Source organism: Plantactinospora sp. CNZ321 (assembly GCF_004217235.1).
On the sequence record NZ_SHKQ01000001.1, the window covers coordinates 2,469,933 to 2,483,899 of the forward strand.

Consider the following 13,967-nt stretch of genomic DNA (forward strand, 5'->3'; position numbering starts at 1 on the left):
CGCGCTTTCCCGGCCGGCTGTCCCAGGTTGGGTAGGCTGGCGTGGTGACCGCCATGCCGGCCGCCGGCCCGGCCACCCGCCATCCGCTCGACCCGGATCCGGTGCCCTCCACCAAGTCACGGACGGTTTTCGCCCTCGGCCTGATGGCGCTGCTGACCGGCCCACTGGTCGGGGGCATCGTCCCGGCGACGGTGGCGATGCTGCTCGCGCGGCAGGCCCGCCGGGAGGCGTACGCCTCGGGGGGTTATCTGACCGGCGCGGCCTGGCTGCGCCGCGGCGAGCGGCTGGCCTGGGCCGGAGTCGCGCTGGCCGCGACCGCGGTGGTGGTGGCGACCGTGATCGGCGTGGTCAGGCTGGCCGACGGTTCGGTCGGCCAGGACTTCGCGCCCGGGGTCGACTGACCATAATCCGGGCCGGTGGCGATTGGCCGCGCGGCGGTAACCTGACCTTGGCACGATGTGTCGGACCCGGTCGACGGATCATCCTCGGCCGGTCGATCCCGCCGTGGTTGGCGGCTCGGTGGTTTCCAGGGGGAGTTCCGTGACGGAGGAGGCGCAGCCACCCGGGGTGGAGCGTGCGGCGGACAAGACGCCGGGGGAGGCCGCCGGGACGCCGGGGGAGGCCGCCGGGCACGAGCCTCGCTATCACGAGCCCTCGTACACGTTGCCCACGGCTGCCGTGGGATCGCCGACCGGCGGTCCGGCAGAGCCGACCGGGGCGGCCAGCGAATGGTCCCGCCCCGCGCCCGCTGGATCCGGTGCCGGGCCGGGACCTCACGGCACGGTCTGGTCCGGGCCCCCTACCGCCCCGACATCGGCGCCCCCGCCCGCCGGGCCGATCCCGACCGCGCACCCGTCCCCGACCGCGCACCCGTCCCCGGTGACAGCCGGCGTTGTCGGGTACCCGGTGGCGGAGCCGCTCCGGGCCGCGACGACGGGCGGTGGTGTGCCGATGGCGTACTCCGGGACGACCGGGCTGGCCGGCGGCGGCGCAGCGACCGGGGTGCCGGCGCCGCCCCGGGAGTCGCTGCGGGCACCCAGCCGGGTGGATGCGGTCCCGGGTACGCCGTTCGGTCTGGTGCACCTCGAGGTTGCCCCGGTGACGTCGGGCCCGGCGGTGGCCTCGCTGGTGACCGGGGGCGGATCCGTGCTGGTCGCCTTCACCTCCGGTTGCCTCGGGCTCGCCGGCAGCAGTCCGGCGGACTGGGGTGGCTGGGTGGCGGGCGCCTTCGCGCTGCTCGCCGGGCTGCTCGGCGTGGCCGGAGTGTTGCTCGGCGAACTGGGGCGCCGGCAGACCTCGCCCACCGGCCGGGCGCCCTGGCCCGGTCGCCGCCGGGTCGCGCCCGGGGCGGCACCGGGTCCCACTGCACCGCCGGTCCGGTTCACCGGGAGGGGCCTGGCGATCGCCGGCCTCAGCTGTGCCGGCGCGGGCCTGGCCCTGACGGTGGTCGCGCTGGTCGTGGCGGTGCTGCTGCAACTGGGCTGAGCGCCTCGCGGAGGGTCGGCGGGACGAGTGGCTTGTCGGCTTGCCGGGCCGACGGGCCGAGGGCGGAATCAGCCGGTACACTTGAAAACCGGCAGTGCTTCTCGGGAGCGACGCGGAGATCCGGGCCTGGCCGGAGGTTGGTGGACAACCTCTGGAGTCCTGTTTTGACGTGCCCACTCACGGTAGGTACTCTTTCCTCTCGTGCCCGGGCCTGCCCGGGCAACTCGTGCGTGTGCCCGAGTCCACGTGGTGGCAATCGACACGTGGTGACAATCGAGCAACCCACGACAAAGTCGAAACGAGTCGGCTACGCCCGAGCGGCGTGTCGGCGAGCTGGGAATCCGGCGTCGACGAGTGGCGGCGGGAACCGTGAGCGGGCGACACGCCCGACCGCGGGTGCCGGGACCGTACCGACGCGGCCCTGGTGGGAAGGTAAGAGAGCCGTCCATGAGGACGGCTAAGACACACGGCGCGGTCGCAGAGGGCGGCCGAAGGGAGCGGAAAACCCGGTGCCCACGATCCAGCAGTTGGTCCGCAAGGGCCGCCAGGCGAAGACGAGCAAGACCAAGACGCCGGCGCTGAAGGGGAGTCCTCAGCGGCGCGGCGTGTGCACGCGCGTGTACACCACTACCCCCAAGAAGCCGAACTCCGCGCTGCGCAAGGTCGCTCGGGTGAAGCTCAGCAGCCAGATCGAGGTGACCGCCTACATCCCGGGCGTCGGGCACAACCTCCAGGAGCACTCCCTCGTGCTGGTCCGCGGTGGCCGGGTGAAGGACCTTCCGGGCGTGCGTTACAAGATCGTCCGCGGTTCGCTGGACACCCAGGGTGTCCGCAACCGCAAGCAGGCCCGCAGCCGCTACGGCGCGAAGAAGGAGAAGAGCTGACATGCCGCGTAAGGGCCCTGCTCCGCGCCGGCCGCTGGTCGCGGACCCGGTGTACAACTCCCCGCTGGTCACCCAGCTGGTGAACAAGATCCTGCTCCGCGGCAAGCGCCAGCTCGCCGAGCGCATCGTCTACGAGGCCCTGGAGGGCTGCCGGGAGAAGTCCGGCACCGACCCCGTGGTCACGCTCAAGCGGGCGATGGACAACGTGAAGCCGACCCTGGAGGTCCGCAGCCGCCGGGTAGGTGGCGCCACCTACCAGGTGCCGGTCGAGGTCAAGCCGCAGCGTGCCACCACCCTGGGCCTGCGCTGGCTGGTCACCTACTCCCGGGCCCGCCGGGAGAAGACGATGGTCGAGCGGCTGATGAATGAGCTGCTGGACGCGAGCAACGGTCTTGGCGCCGCCGTGAAGCGGCGTGAGGACACCCACAAGATGGCTGAGTCCAACAAGGCCTTCGCGCACTACCGCTGGTAACGGCCATCCGGGTTCCGGCGCGGTCTGCCGCGCCGGCGCCCGGCACCGGTCGCGATCACACTGACGAGACGACAAGTAGGGATTGAAGTGGCCGCCGCAGACGCGCTCGCCAACGTACGCAACATCGGCATCATGGCGCACATCGATGCCGGTAAGACCACTACCACCGAGCGGATCCTGTTCTACACCGGCATCACCTACAAGATCGGCGAGACCCACGAGGGCGCCGCCGTCATGGACTGGATGGAGCAGGAGCAGGAGCGCGGTATCACCATCACCTCCGCCGCCACGAAGTGCGAGTGGAAGGGCCACACGATCCAGATCATCGACACGCCCGGCCACGTCGACTTCACTGTCGAGGTGGAGCGGTCGCTGCGCGTCCTGGACGGTGCGGTCGCGGTCTACGACGGTGTCGCCGGCGTGGAGCCGCAGACGGAGAACGTCTGGCGCCAGGCCGACAAGTACAACGTCCCGCGGATGTGCTTCGTCAACAAGATGGACCGCACCGGCGCGGACTTCTTCCGCTGCGTGCAGATGATGATCGATCGGCTCAACGCCACGCCGCTGGTCCTGCAGCTGCCGATCGGCGTCGAGTCCGACTTCATCGGCGTGGTGGACCTGATCGGCATGCGCGCCCTCACCTGGCGCGGGGAGACCCAGAAGGGTGAGGACTACGCGATCGAGGAGATCCCGGCAGAGTTGGCGGAGAGCGCCGCCGAATGGCGCGAGAAGCTGCTGGAGACCCTTGCCGACGTCGACGACTCGGTGATGGAGAAGTACCTGGAGGGCGAGGAGATCTCCGCCGAGGACATCCACGCCGCCATCCGGCGTGCGACCGTCGCCGGCAAGGCAAACCCGGTGTTCTGCGGCACCGCGTTCAAGAACAAGGGCATACAGCCCATGCTCGACGCGGTGGTCGCCTACCTGCCGTCGCCGCTGGACATCCCGGCGATAGAGGGTACTGCGACCGACGGCGAGACCCCGATGCAGCGCAAGCCCTCCACGTCGGAGCCGTTCTCCGGTCTCGCCTTCAAGATCCAGACCGACAAGCACCTGGGCAAGCTGACCTACTTCCGGGTCTACTCCGGCGTGGTCGAGTCCGGGTCCCAGGTGGTCAACTCCACCAAGGACCGCAAGGAGCGGGTCGGCAAGATCTACCAGATGCACGCCAACAAGCGGGAGGAGCGCAGCTCCGCCAAGGCTGGCGACATCATCGCGGTGCAGGGTCTGAAGCAGACCACCACCGGCGACACCCTCTGCGACCCGGCCAACCCGGTCATCCTGGAGTCGATGACCTTCCCGGAGCCGGTCATCGAGGTCGCGATCGAGCCGAAGACCAAGGCCGACCAGGAGAAGCTGAGCACCGCCATCCAGCGGCTCGCCGAGGAGGACCCGACCTTCCGGGTGAAGCTCGACGAGGAGACCGGCCAGACGGTCATCTCCGGCATGGGTGAGCTGCACCTGGACATCCTGGTGGACCGGATGCGCCGCGAGTTCAACGTCGAGGCGAACATCGGCAAGCCGCAGGTGGCGTACCGGGAGACCATCCGCCGCAAGGTGGAGAAGATCGAGTACACCCACAAGAAGCAGACCGGTGGTTCGGGGCAGTACGCCCGGGTCATCGTCAGCCTCGAACCGCTGCCGCTGGAGAACGACTCGCCGACGTACGAGTTCGCGAACGCGGTCACCGGTGGGCGGATCCCGAAGGAGTTCATCCCCTCGGTGGACGCCGGTGCCCAGGACGCCATGCAGTACGGCATCCTCGCCGGCTTCCCGCTGGTGGGCCTGAAGCTGACCCTGCTCGACGGTCAGTACCACGAGGTCGACTCCTCGGAAATGGCCTTCAAGATCGCCGGCTCGATGGTGCTCAAGGAGGCGGCCCGCAAGGCCGACCCGGCACTACTCGAACCGATGATGTCCGTCGAGGTCACCACGCCCGAGGAGAACATGGGCGACGTGATCGGCGACCTCAACTCCCGCCGAGGCATCATCCAGGCGATGGAGGAGCGCAGCGGCGCTCGCATCGTCCGGGCTCTGGTGCCGCTGTCGGAGATGTTCGGCTATGTCGGCGACCTGCGGTCGAAGACCCAGGGCCGGGCTAGCTACAGCATGCAGTTCGACTCCTACGCCGAGGTCCCCGCGGGCGTGGCGAAGGAGATCATCGCGAAGGCGACGGGTGAGTGAGCGGAAACGCGCACTGATCCGGGGCCGGGCCGGTGATACCGCGAGCGCGGCGGGCGGGTAATCTCGCCCGCGGCGTCCACGGGCCGGGCTGCTAGACCGGGCCTGAAGGTTTCACCGCCGCAAGACCCACATGACTTCCCGGCCGGGAACCTCGGTCGGAAAGGCTGTCGACAGAGTCCTGAGCGCCGAATGGCGTGCCGGGCGTACGAACCAAGAAGTCCACAGGAGGACACCAGTGGCGAAGGCGAAGTTCGAGCGGACTAAGCCGCACGTCAACATCGGCACCATTGGTCACATCGACCACGGTAAGACGACGCTGACGGCGGCCATCACCAAGGTCCTGCACGACCAGTACCCGGAACTGAACCCGTACACGCCGTTCGATCAGATCGACAACGCGCCGGAGGAGAAGGCGCGGGGTATCACGATCTCGATCTCGCACGTCGAGTACCAGACCGAGGCGCGGCACTACGCACACGTCGACTGCCCCGGTCACGCTGACTACATCAAGAACATGATCACCGGTGCCGCGCAGATGGACGGCGCGATCCTGGTGGTGGCCGCGACCGACGGCCCGATGCCGCAGACCCGCGAGCACGTGCTGCTGGCCCGTCAGGTCGGCGTGCCGTACATCGTCGTGGCGCTGAACAAGAGCGACATGGTGGACGACGAGGAGCTGCTGGAGCTCGTCGAGCTCGAGGTCCGCGAGCTGCTCTCGTCGCAGGAGTACCCCGGCGACGACCTGCCGGTCGTGCGGGTCTCGGCGCTGAAGGCCCTGGAGGGCGACCCGGAGTGGACCGGGCGGCTCCTGGAGCTGATGACCGCGGTCGACACCGCGATCCCGCAGCCCGAGCGCGAGACCGACAAGCCGTTCCTGATGCCGATCGAGGACGTCTTCACGATCACCGGTCGGGGCACCGTGGTCACCGGCCGCGCCGAGCGTGGCGTGCTCAAGCCGAACGAGGAGGTGGAGCTCGTCGGTATCCGCGAGAAGTCGCAGAAGACGGTCTGCACCGGCATCGAAATGTTCCGCAAGCTGCTCGACGAGGCCCGCGCGGGCGAGAACGTCGGCCTGCTGCTCCGGGGCATCAAGCGCGAGGACGTCGAGCGCGGCATGGTGGTCGTCAAGCCCGGCACCACCACCCCGCACACGGAGTTCGAGGCGACCGTCTACATCCTCTCCAAGGAGGAGGGCGGCCGGCACACCCCGTTCTTCCAGAACTACCGTCCGCAGTTCTACTTCCGGACCACGGACGTTACCGGCGTCGTCACGCTGCCCGAGGGCACCGAGATGGTCATGCCGGGTGACAACACCACGATGTCGGTCAAGCTCATCCAGCCGATCGCGATGGAGGAGAACCTCAAGTTCGCGATTCGTGAGGGTGGCCGGACGGTCGGCGCAGGGTTCGTCACGAAGATCGTAAAGTAATTCAGGTAACCCCGATTAGCGTTGCCGTGCGGTAGTACGGCATACTGGTCAGGTTGCGTACCGGCGGGGTGGTTGGCTGCCCAGCAGTCAACCACCCTTGCTGGGCGTCCGGAGGTAGTTGATCTATCTTCGGCGCCCCGATATTTCCCGCACGGGTGGGACCGCCTCGGACTTTCCGGGAGTGGAGTCCGGCCTCGGGGTGCGACACGCCCGACCGCGGGGGTCGGAAAGCACGGGAACTGGGCAGCGCCCGAGCCCGGCATGGAACATCCCGCTCCCCTCCGGGAGAGCGGCTCCGCTGGAGCGGGCGGGACGGACAAGGCGAAGAGAAGGAACAGAGGCCACCATGGCGGGACAGAAGATCCGCATCCGGCTCAAGGCGTACGACCACGAGGTGGTCGACTCCTCGGCGCGCAAGATCGTTGAGACGGTGACGCGTACCGGGGCTCAGGTCGCGGGCCCGGTGCCGCTGCCCACGGAGATCAACCGTTTCTGCGTGATCCGTTCGCCGCACAAGTACAAGGACTCGCGTGAGCACTTCGAGATGCGCACGCACAAGCGTCTGATCGACATCATCGACCCGACCCCCAAGACGGTCGACTCGCTCATGCGCCTCGACCTGCCGGCTGGCGTCGACATCGAGATCAAGCTGTAGGGACCGGACTAATGGACAGGCAAGTGAAGGGCATCCTGGGCGCCAAGCTCGGCATGACCCAGGTCTGGGACAACAACAAGGTTGTCCCGGTGACCGTGGTGCAGGCCGGACCGTGTGTCGTCACCCAGGTCCGCACCGCTGAGAAGGACGGCTACTCCGCGGTCCAGCTGGCGTACGGCGTGGTCGACCCCCGGAAGGTCAAGAAGCCGGTCAGCGGCCACTACGCCAAGGCCAACGTGGCGCCGCGCCGGCACATCGTCGAGTTGCGCACCACCGACGCTTCGGACTACGAGCTGGGCCAGGAGGTCAGCGTCGACGCGTTCCCCGTGGGCACGGCGATCGACGTGACCGGCCGGACCAAGGGCAAGGGCTTCGCCGGTCCGATGAAGCGGCACGGCTTCCACGGTCTGCGCGCCAGTCACGGTGTCGAGCGCAAGCACCGCTCGCCCGGCTCGATCGGCGCCTGCGCGACCCCGGGCCGCGTCTTCAAGGGCACCCGGATGGCCGGCCGGATGGGTGGCGCGCGCTACACCGTGCAGAACCTCACCATCCAGGCGGTGGACCCCGAGAACAACCTGCTGCTGGTCCGCGGCGCCATCCCCGGCCCCAAGGGCGCGCTGGTGCTGGTCCGCTCGGCCGCGAAGGTCTTCGCGAAGAAGGGCGGTGCGGCCCAGTGAGCGCGAGGAGCGAGCGTTTCGAGGCGGCTCACGTGGCACGCGCTCGCGCCGGGATGCGAGTAGAGCTTGCGGGCCCCGCAGCCGCGAACGGAGGACGAGCACAGTGAGCGCGAGGAGTGAGCTTGCGAGCCCCGCAGTCGCGAACGGAGGACGAGCACAGTGACCACCGTTGACGTGCTGACCGTCGAGGGCACCAAGAGCGGCTCCGTCGAGCTGCCCGCCGAGATCTTCGACGTGCAGGCGAACATTCCGCTGATGCACCAGGTCGTGGTCGCTCAGCTCGCCGCCGCGCGGCAGGGCACGCACAAGACCAAGACCCGTGGCGAGGTCGCCGGCGGCGGCAAGAAGCCGTACAAGCAGAAGGGCACCGGTCGGGCCCGGCAGGGTTCGATCCGGGCGCCGCAGTTCGCCGGCGGTGGCGTCGTGCACGGTCCGGTCCCGCGCGACTACAGCCAGCGGACCCCGAAGAAGATGAAGGTCGCCGCGCTGCGGGGCGCCCTCTCGGACCGTGCCCGCGGCGGTCAGGTGCACGTGGTCGAGGCCTTCGTCAGCGGCGACAAGCCGTCGACCAAGGCAGCCCTCGCCACGCTGCGCAAGGCGACCGAGGCCAAGCGGGTGCTGGTGGTGCTCAGCAGCACCGACGAGCTGAACTGGCTCTCGCTGCGCAACGAGCCCAGGGTGCACCTGCTGGAGGCCGGCCAGCTCAACACGTACGACGTGCTGGTGGCCGACGACGTGATCTTCACCAAGGAGGCCCTGGACGAGTTCCTGGGTGTCCGCGGTGGGGCGCAGGGTGAGGAGAGCGACAAGTGAGCACCATCGCCGACCCGCGGGACATCATCTTCGCGCCGGTCGTCTCCGAGAAGAGCTACAGCGAGCTGAACAAGAACTGGTACACCTTCCTGGTGCACCCGGACGCCAACAAGACCGCCATCAAGATCGCGATCCAGCAGATCTTCGACGTGCGCGTCCTGACGGTGAACACCCTCAACCGCGAGGGCAAGCGCAAGCGCACCCGCACCGGGTACGGCAAGCGCAAGAACACCAAGCGGGCGATGGTGAAGCTGGCTGACGGTGACCGTATCGAGGCCTTCGGCGGCCCGGTCAGCTGAGGGGTATAGACAATGGCTATCCGTAAGTACAAGCCGACGACGCCGGGCCGGCGTGGCTCCAGCGTCGCCGACTTCGCCGAGATCACCCGGTCGACCCCGGAAAAGTCGCTGGTGGTCCCGCTGCCGAAGAAGGGCGGACGCAACGCCCACGGCCGGATCACCACGCGGCACCACGGTGGCGGGCACAAGCGGCAGTACCGTCTGATCGACTTCAAGCGGGTCGACAAGGACGGCGTGCCGGCGAAGGTCGCGCACATCGAGTACGACCCGAACCGCACCGCGCGGATCGCGCTGCTGCACTACGCCGACGGCGAGAAGCGGTACATTCTCGCGCCGAAGGACCTGAAGCAGGGCGACCGGGTCGAGTCCGGTCCGGGCGCCGACATCAAGCCGGGCAACAACCTGCCGCTGCGCAACGTTCCGGTCGGTTCCAGCATCCACGCGGTGGAGCTGCGTCCCGGCGGTGGTGCCAAGCTGGCCCGCTCGGCCGGCGTCGGCATCCAGCTGCTGGGCCGGGAGGGCGCGTACGCGACGCTGCGGATGCCCTCCGGTGAGATCCGGCGGGTGGACGTGCGTTGCCGGGCCACCATCGGCGAGATCGGCAACGCCGACCAGTCAAACATCAACTGGGGCAAGGCCGGCCGGATGCGCTGGAAGGGCCGCCGCCCGACCGTCCGTGGTGTGGCGATGAACCCGGTCGACCACCCGCACGGTGGTGGTGAGGGTAAGACCTCCGGTGGTCGTCACCCGGTGAACCCGCAGGGTAAGCCCGAGGGTCGTACCCGGCAGAAGGGCAAGGCGAGCGACCGCCTCATCGTCCGCCGCCGCTACGCCACCCGTAAGCGCGGCTAAGGGAGATAGGTAGACATGCCTCGCAGCCTGAAGAAGGGCCCGTTCATCGACGACCACCTGCTCAAGAAGGTGGAGACGCAGAACGAGAAGGGCTCGAAGAACGTCATCAAGACCTGGTCGCGCCGTTCGACGATCATCCCGGACATGCTCGGGCACACGATCGCCGTGCACGACGGGCGCAAGCACGTCCCGGTGTTCATCACCGAGGCGATGGTCGGGCACAAGCTCGGTGAGTTTGCGCTGACCCGCACGTTCAAGGGTCACGAGAAGGACGACCGGAAGAGCCGCCGGCGCTGAGCGCCGACCACGGATAAAGGATCAAGGGGTTTCAGCGATGCCAGTAAAGGGCGACGCTCCGGTGCTTCCGGGCGCGCGGGCGGTTGCGCGACACGTGCGCATCTCGCCGACCAAGGCGCGCCGGGTGGTCAACCTCGTCCGCGGTCTGCCCGCGAAGGAGGCGCTCACGGTGCTGCAGTTCGCGCCGCAGGCGGCGAGTGAGCAGGTGTACAAGGTGCTCGCGAGCGCGATCGCCAACGCGGAGAACAACGAGCGGCTGGACCCCGACGCGCTGCTCGTCAGCGAGGCGTTCGTGGACGAGGGCCCGACGATGAAGCGGTTCCAGCCGCGCGCGCAGGGCCGGGCGTACCGGATCCGCAAGCGGACCTGTCACATCACCATCGTGGTGGAGTCCGTCGCGCCGTCGGCGCCGGCCGGGCGGGGCGCGGCGAAGAAGGCCGCTCCGGCCAAGGCGACCAAGTCGGCCGAGCCGGCCAAGTCGAACGAGTCGACCGAGCCGGCCAAGGCGACCGAGTCGACCGAGCCGGCGACCGAGGGCGGCCAGACGCAGAGCAAGACGGAGGGTGCCGAGTAATGGGTCAGAAGGTTCACCCGCACGGGTTCCGGCTCGGCATCTCGACCGACTGGAAGTCCCGCTGGTACGCGGACAAGCTCTACAAGGACTACATCGCCGAGGATGTCAAGATCCGGCGGATGATGTCCAAGGGCCTGGAGCGGGCCGGCATCTCCAAGGTCGACATCGAGCGGACCCGGGACCGGGTCCGGGTCGACATCCACACCGCTCGGCCGGGCATCGTCATCGGCCGTAAGGGTGCGGAGGCCGACCGGATCCGTGGCGAGCTGGAGAAGCTGACCGGCAAGCAGGTGCAGCTCAACATCCTCGAGGTGAAGAGCCCGGAGTCGGACGCGCAGCTCGTCGCGCAGGGCGTGGCCGAGCAGCTCTCCAGCCGGGTCAGCTTCCGGCGGGCGATGCGCAAGGCCATGCAGTCCGCGATGAAGAACCCGATCGTGCGGGGCATCCGGGTGCAGGTCTCCGGCCGGCTCGGTGGCGCCGAGATGAGCCGTACCGAGTTCTACCGCGAGGGTCGGGTGCCGCTGCACACGCTGCGGGCCAACATCGAGTACGGCTTCTTCGAGGCCCGGACCACCTTCGGCCGGATCGGCGTGAAGGTCTGGATCTACAAGGGCGACGCCGTACCCGGTCGGGAGGCCCCGGCCGAGACCGGTCCGGCGCGTCCACGCCGTGAGCGTGGCGACCGGCCCGATCGGCCGCGTCGCGGCCGCTCCGGTTCCTCCGGCACCACGCCGGGCGGCACCGACGCGGGCCGGGCGGCAGCCGCGGGGATCTCCGGTCCGCCCGCCGAGGCGACGAACGACAGCGCCGCGCCGGCTACCGCCGCGGCGACTCCGGCGGGTTCCGCCGGAACGGACAGCTCAGCGCAGGAGGGCTGACAGATGCTGATGCCGCGCAAGCCCCCGAAGGGCTTCCGCAAGCCGCACCACCCCGACCGCCACGGCGCGTCGAAGGGCGGCAACCGGGTGGTGTTCGGCGAGTTCGGAATCCAGGCGCTCGAGCCCGCGTACGTGACCAACCGGCAGATCGAGTCGGCCCGTATCGCGATGACCCGGCACATCAAGCGTGGCGGCAAGGTCTGGATCACGGTCTTCCCGGACCAGGCCCTGACCAAGAAGCCGGCCGAGACCCGGATGGGTTCCGGTAAGGGTTCGCCCGAGTGGTGGGTGGCCAACGTGAAGCCGGGGCGGGTGCTCTTCGAGATGTCCTTCCCCAACGAGCAGATCGCGCGAGAGGCGATGCGTCGCGCGATCCACAAGCTCCCGATGAAGTGCCGCATTGTGACGCGCGAAGTGGGTGAAAGCTGATGGCCGCGGGCGTGAAGGCCAGCGAGCTGCGTGAGCTCTCCGAGGAGGAGCTGGTGAGCCGGCTCCGGGAGGCCAAGGCGGAGCTGTTCAACCTCCGCGTCCAGGCGGCGACCGGTCAGCTGGACAACAACCGTCGGCTCCAGGTCATCCGCCGGGAGATCGCCCGGATCTACACGATCATGCGTGAGCGTGAGCTTGGGCTTTCGGCCGCGCCGACTGAGGTGACTGCATCATGAGCGAGCGCAGCGAGCGAATCATCAGGCTCAGTGCGGTGGAGCCTCGTGACTTCACCGAGCGAAGCGAGGGGAAGTCATGAGCGAGGAAACCAGCACTGCGAAGGCGCGGGCCCAGCGCAAGGTCCGGGAGGGCCTCGTGGTCAGCGACAAGATGGAGAAGACCGTGGTCGTCGAGGTCGAGGACCGGGTCAAGCACGCGCTGTACGGCAAGGTCATGCGCCGCACCAGCAAGTTGAAGGCGCACGACGAGCAGAACGCGTGTGGTGTGGGCGACCGGGTGCTGCTCATGGAGACCCGTCCGCTGTCCGCCACCAAGCGGTGGCGGGTTGTGGAGATCCTCGAGAAGGCCAAGTAAGAGCCGTACCGCAGGCTCAGGGTTCCGCCAAGCTCAGCCGGCACGGGACTTCGGTCGACGAAGGCAGGCCGGATGAACCGCCGGCTGAGAACTGGCAGACATAGGAGATAGACGTGATTCAGCAGGAGTCGCGACTGCGCGTCGCCGACAACACGGGCGCCCGGGAGATCCTGTGCATCCGGGTACTCGGTGGCTCCGGTCGGCGCTACGCGGGCATCGGCGACGTCATCGTGGCCACGGTCAAGGACGCCATTCCCGGAGCCGGTGTGAAGAAGGGCGACGTCGTCAAGGCGGTCATCGTCCGCACCGCGAAGGAGAAGCGGCGGCCGGACGGCTCGTACATCCGATTCGACGAGAACGCGGCCGTGATCATCAAGGATGGTGGCGACCCGCGAGGTACCCGTATCTTTGGCCCGGTTGGCCGTGAGCTGCGGGACAAGCGGTTCATGAAGATCATCTCACTCGCGCCGGAGGTGTTGTAACCGTGACCGAGCGCAGCGAGGGAACCAGCAAGCGCAGTAGGTGCAAGCTTCAGGCGCGCGCCGACCGGAGGGAGGCGCGGGCATGAAGGTGAAGAAGGGCGACACGGTCATCGTCATCGCCGGTAAGGACAAGGGTGCCAAGGGCAAGGTCATCGCGGCCTACCCGCGGCAGGACAAGGTCCTGGTCGAGGGCGTGAACCGGGTCAAGAAGCACACCCGCATCCGCACCACCCAGCGCGGTGCGCAGACCGGTGGCATCGTCACGCAGGAGGCCGCGATCCACGTCTCGAACGTGATGGTCGTGGACTCCGACGGCAACCCGACGCGGGTCGGGTACCGGATCGACGAGGGCGGCCAGAAGGTCCGTATCGCGCGTAGCACCGGTAAGGACCTGTGATGACGGCAACCGAGACCAAGACGCTGCCCCGGCTCAAGCAGCGCTACCGCGACGAGGTCGCGGGACAGCTCCGTGAGCAGTTCCAGTACGGCAACCCGATGCAGGTGCCCGGCCTGGTCAAGATCGTCGTCAACATGGGTGTCGGCGAGGCGGCCCGGGACGCGAAGTTGATCGACGGCGCCGTACGCGACCTGGCCACCATCTCCGGCCAGAAGCCGCAGGTCCGCCGGGCCCGCAAGTCCATCGCGCAGTTCAAGCTCCGCGAGGGCATGCCGATCGGTGCCAAGGTGACCCTGCGCGGCGACCGGATGTGGGAGTTCCTGGACCGGCTGCTCTCGATCGCGCTGCCCCGGATCCGGGACTTCCGCGGTCTGGACGGGCGCAAGCTCGACGGACACGGCAACTACACGTTCGGCCTGACCGAGCAGTCGGTGTTCCACGAGATCGACCAGGACCGGATCGACCGCGTGCGGGGCATGGACATCACGGTGGTGACCACCGCCAAGACCGACGACGAGGGCCGGGCACTGCTCAAGCTCCTCGGCTTCCCGTTCAAGGAGAGCTGAGCA

19 protein-coding genes and 1 pseudogene are annotated in these 13,967 nt (G+C 68.6%); all 20 read left to right on the plus strand.

Annotated features, from left to right (window positions below):
- The first annotated feature begins 53 nt into the window (after positions 1–53).
- Complete coding sequence (locus EV371_RS10995) at positions 54–401, plus strand: hypothetical protein (protein WP_130465818.1); 348 nt, start codon at positions 54–56, stop codon at positions 399–401.
- 478 nt (positions 402–879) lie between these two features.
- Positions 880–1,485 (plus strand): hypothetical protein, encoded by a 606-nt coding sequence (locus tag EV371_RS11000; RefSeq protein WP_349338945.1) that lies wholly within the window; start codon positions 880–882, stop codon positions 1,483–1,485.
- A 509-nt stretch (positions 1,486–1,994) separates the two neighbouring features.
- On the plus strand, positions 1,995–2,369 hold the full coding sequence (gene rpsL / locus EV371_RS11005) for a 30S ribosomal protein S12 (RefSeq protein ID WP_101368150.1): 375 nt from the start codon (positions 1,995–1,997) through the stop codon (positions 2,367–2,369).
- Between the two features lies 1 nt (position 2,370).
- Positions 2,371–2,841, plus strand: coding sequence for a 30S ribosomal protein S7 (gene rpsG / locus EV371_RS11010; RefSeq protein WP_101368149.1), 471 nt, complete (start codon positions 2,371–2,373; stop codon positions 2,839–2,841).
- 87 nt (positions 2,842–2,928) lie between these two features.
- Positions 2,929–5,025: an elongation factor G gene (gene fusA / locus EV371_RS11015; RefSeq protein WP_130461953.1), complete on the plus strand. Its 2,097-nt coding sequence runs from the start codon at positions 2,929–2,931 to the stop codon at positions 5,023–5,025.
- 235 nt (positions 5,026–5,260) lie between these two features.
- On the plus strand, positions 5,261–6,454 hold the full coding sequence (gene tuf, locus EV371_RS11020) for an elongation factor Tu (RefSeq protein ID WP_130461954.1): 1,194 nt from the start codon (positions 5,261–5,263) through the stop codon (positions 6,452–6,454).
- Between the two features lie 346 nt (positions 6,455–6,800).
- Entirely contained in the window at positions 6,801–7,109 is a 309-nt protein-coding gene (gene rpsJ / locus EV371_RS11025) for a 30S ribosomal protein S10 (protein WP_007073037.1), read from the plus strand.
- A gap of 11 nt (positions 7,110–7,120) precedes the next feature.
- On the plus strand, positions 7,121–7,786 hold the full coding sequence (gene rplC, locus EV371_RS11030; RefSeq protein WP_130461955.1) for a 50S ribosomal protein L3: 666 nt from the start codon (positions 7,121–7,123) through the stop codon (positions 7,784–7,786).
- Between the two features lie 159 nt (positions 7,787–7,945).
- Complete coding sequence (rplD, locus tag EV371_RS11035) at positions 7,946–8,599, plus strand: 50S ribosomal protein L4 (RefSeq protein ID WP_130461956.1); 654 nt, start codon at positions 7,946–7,948, stop codon at positions 8,597–8,599.
- Positions 8,596–8,898 carry a 50S ribosomal protein L23 gene (rplW, locus tag EV371_RS11040; RefSeq protein ID WP_101368144.1) on the plus strand — a complete coding sequence of 101 codons (303 nt, stop codon included), beginning with the start codon at positions 8,596–8,598 and terminating at the stop codon, positions 8,896–8,898. The genes rplD and rplW overlap by 4 nt, the downstream gene beginning before the upstream one ends.
- A 12-nt stretch (positions 8,899–8,910) precedes the next feature.
- Entirely contained in the window at positions 8,911–9,750 is an 840-nt protein-coding gene (gene rplB / locus EV371_RS11045) for a 50S ribosomal protein L2 (RefSeq protein ID WP_130461957.1), read from the plus strand.
- Positions 9,751–9,765: 15 nt separating this feature from the next.
- The gene (rpsS, locus tag EV371_RS11050) at positions 9,766–10,047 is read left to right on the plus strand and encodes a 30S ribosomal protein S19 (RefSeq protein ID WP_101368142.1); all 282 of its coding nucleotides are present in this window, start codon (positions 9,766–9,768) and stop codon (positions 10,045–10,047) included.
- Positions 10,048–10,084: 37 nt separating this feature from the next.
- A pseudogene (gene rplV, locus EV371_RS11055) lies at positions 10,085–10,543 on the plus strand (50S ribosomal protein L22); the annotation flags it as partial.
- Between the two features lie 77 nt (positions 10,544–10,620).
- Entirely contained in the window at positions 10,621–11,499 is an 879-nt protein-coding gene (rpsC, locus tag EV371_RS11060) for a 30S ribosomal protein S3 (RefSeq protein ID WP_130461959.1), read from the plus strand.
- A 3-nt stretch (positions 11,500–11,502) separates the two neighbouring features.
- Positions 11,503–11,928: a 50S ribosomal protein L16 gene (rplP, locus tag EV371_RS11065; RefSeq protein WP_088647000.1), complete on the plus strand. Its 426-nt coding sequence runs from the start codon at positions 11,503–11,505 to the stop codon at positions 11,926–11,928.
- Entirely contained in the window at positions 11,928–12,164 is a 237-nt protein-coding gene (gene rpmC, locus EV371_RS11070) for a 50S ribosomal protein L29 (protein WP_130461960.1), read from the plus strand. Before rplP ends, rpmC begins: the two co-directional genes overlap by 1 nt.
- A gap of 76 nt (positions 12,165–12,240) precedes the next feature.
- A complete protein-coding gene (rpsQ, locus tag EV371_RS11075) occupies positions 12,241–12,519 on the plus strand; it encodes a 30S ribosomal protein S17 (protein WP_130461961.1) in 279 nt (92 codons plus the stop codon).
- A 113-nt stretch (positions 12,520–12,632) separates the two neighbouring features.
- Entirely contained in the window at positions 12,633–13,001 is a 369-nt protein-coding gene (gene rplN, locus EV371_RS11080; protein WP_116067066.1) for a 50S ribosomal protein L14, read from the plus strand.
- An 82-nt stretch (positions 13,002–13,083) separates the two neighbouring features.
- Positions 13,084–13,398: a 50S ribosomal protein L24 gene (gene rplX, locus EV371_RS11085; protein WP_130461962.1), complete on the plus strand. Its 315-nt coding sequence runs from the start codon at positions 13,084–13,086 to the stop codon at positions 13,396–13,398.
- Positions 13,395–13,964, plus strand: a complete 570-nt coding sequence (rplE, locus tag EV371_RS11090) for a 50S ribosomal protein L5 (protein WP_130461963.1) — start codon at positions 13,395–13,397, stop codon at positions 13,962–13,964. The genes rplX and rplE overlap by 4 nt, the downstream gene beginning before the upstream one ends.
- The last annotated feature ends 3 nt before the right edge of the window (positions 13,965–13,967 follow it).

What these genes read in the sequence shown, in the direction of transcription:
- EV371_RS10995 (WP_130465818.1), top strand. Translation starts at nt 54, where the DNA reads ATGCCGGCCGCCGGCCCGGCCACCCGCCATCCGCTCGACCCGGATCCG.
- rpsG (WP_101368149.1), top strand. Translation starts at nt 2,371, where the DNA reads ATGCCGCGTAAGGGCCCTGCTCCGCGCCGGCCGCTGGTCGCGGACCCG.
- rpsJ (WP_007073037.1), top strand. Translation starts at nt 6,801, where the DNA reads ATGGCGGGACAGAAGATCCGCATCCGGCTCAAGGCGTACGACCACGAG.
- rplC (WP_130461955.1), top strand. Translation starts at nt 7,121, where the DNA reads ATGGACAGGCAAGTGAAGGGCATCCTGGGCGCCAAGCTCGGCATGACC.
- rplB (WP_130461957.1), top strand. Translation starts at nt 8,911, where the DNA reads ATGGCTATCCGTAAGTACAAGCCGACGACGCCGGGCCGGCGTGGCTCC.
- rpsS (WP_101368142.1), top strand. Translation starts at nt 9,766, where the DNA reads ATGCCTCGCAGCCTGAAGAAGGGCCCGTTCATCGACGACCACCTGCTC.
- rpsC (WP_130461959.1), top strand. Translation starts at nt 10,621, where the DNA reads ATGGGTCAGAAGGTTCACCCGCACGGGTTCCGGCTCGGCATCTCGACC.
- rplP (WP_088647000.1), top strand. Translation starts at nt 11,503, where the DNA reads ATGCTGATGCCGCGCAAGCCCCCGAAGGGCTTCCGCAAGCCGCACCAC.
- rpmC (WP_130461960.1), top strand. Translation starts at nt 11,928, where the DNA reads ATGGCCGCGGGCGTGAAGGCCAGCGAGCTGCGTGAGCTCTCCGAGGAG.
- rpsQ (WP_130461961.1), top strand. Translation starts at nt 12,241, where the DNA reads ATGAGCGAGGAAACCAGCACTGCGAAGGCGCGGGCCCAGCGCAAGGTC.
- rplX (WP_130461962.1), top strand. Translation starts at nt 13,084, where the DNA reads ATGAAGGTGAAGAAGGGCGACACGGTCATCGTCATCGCCGGTAAGGAC.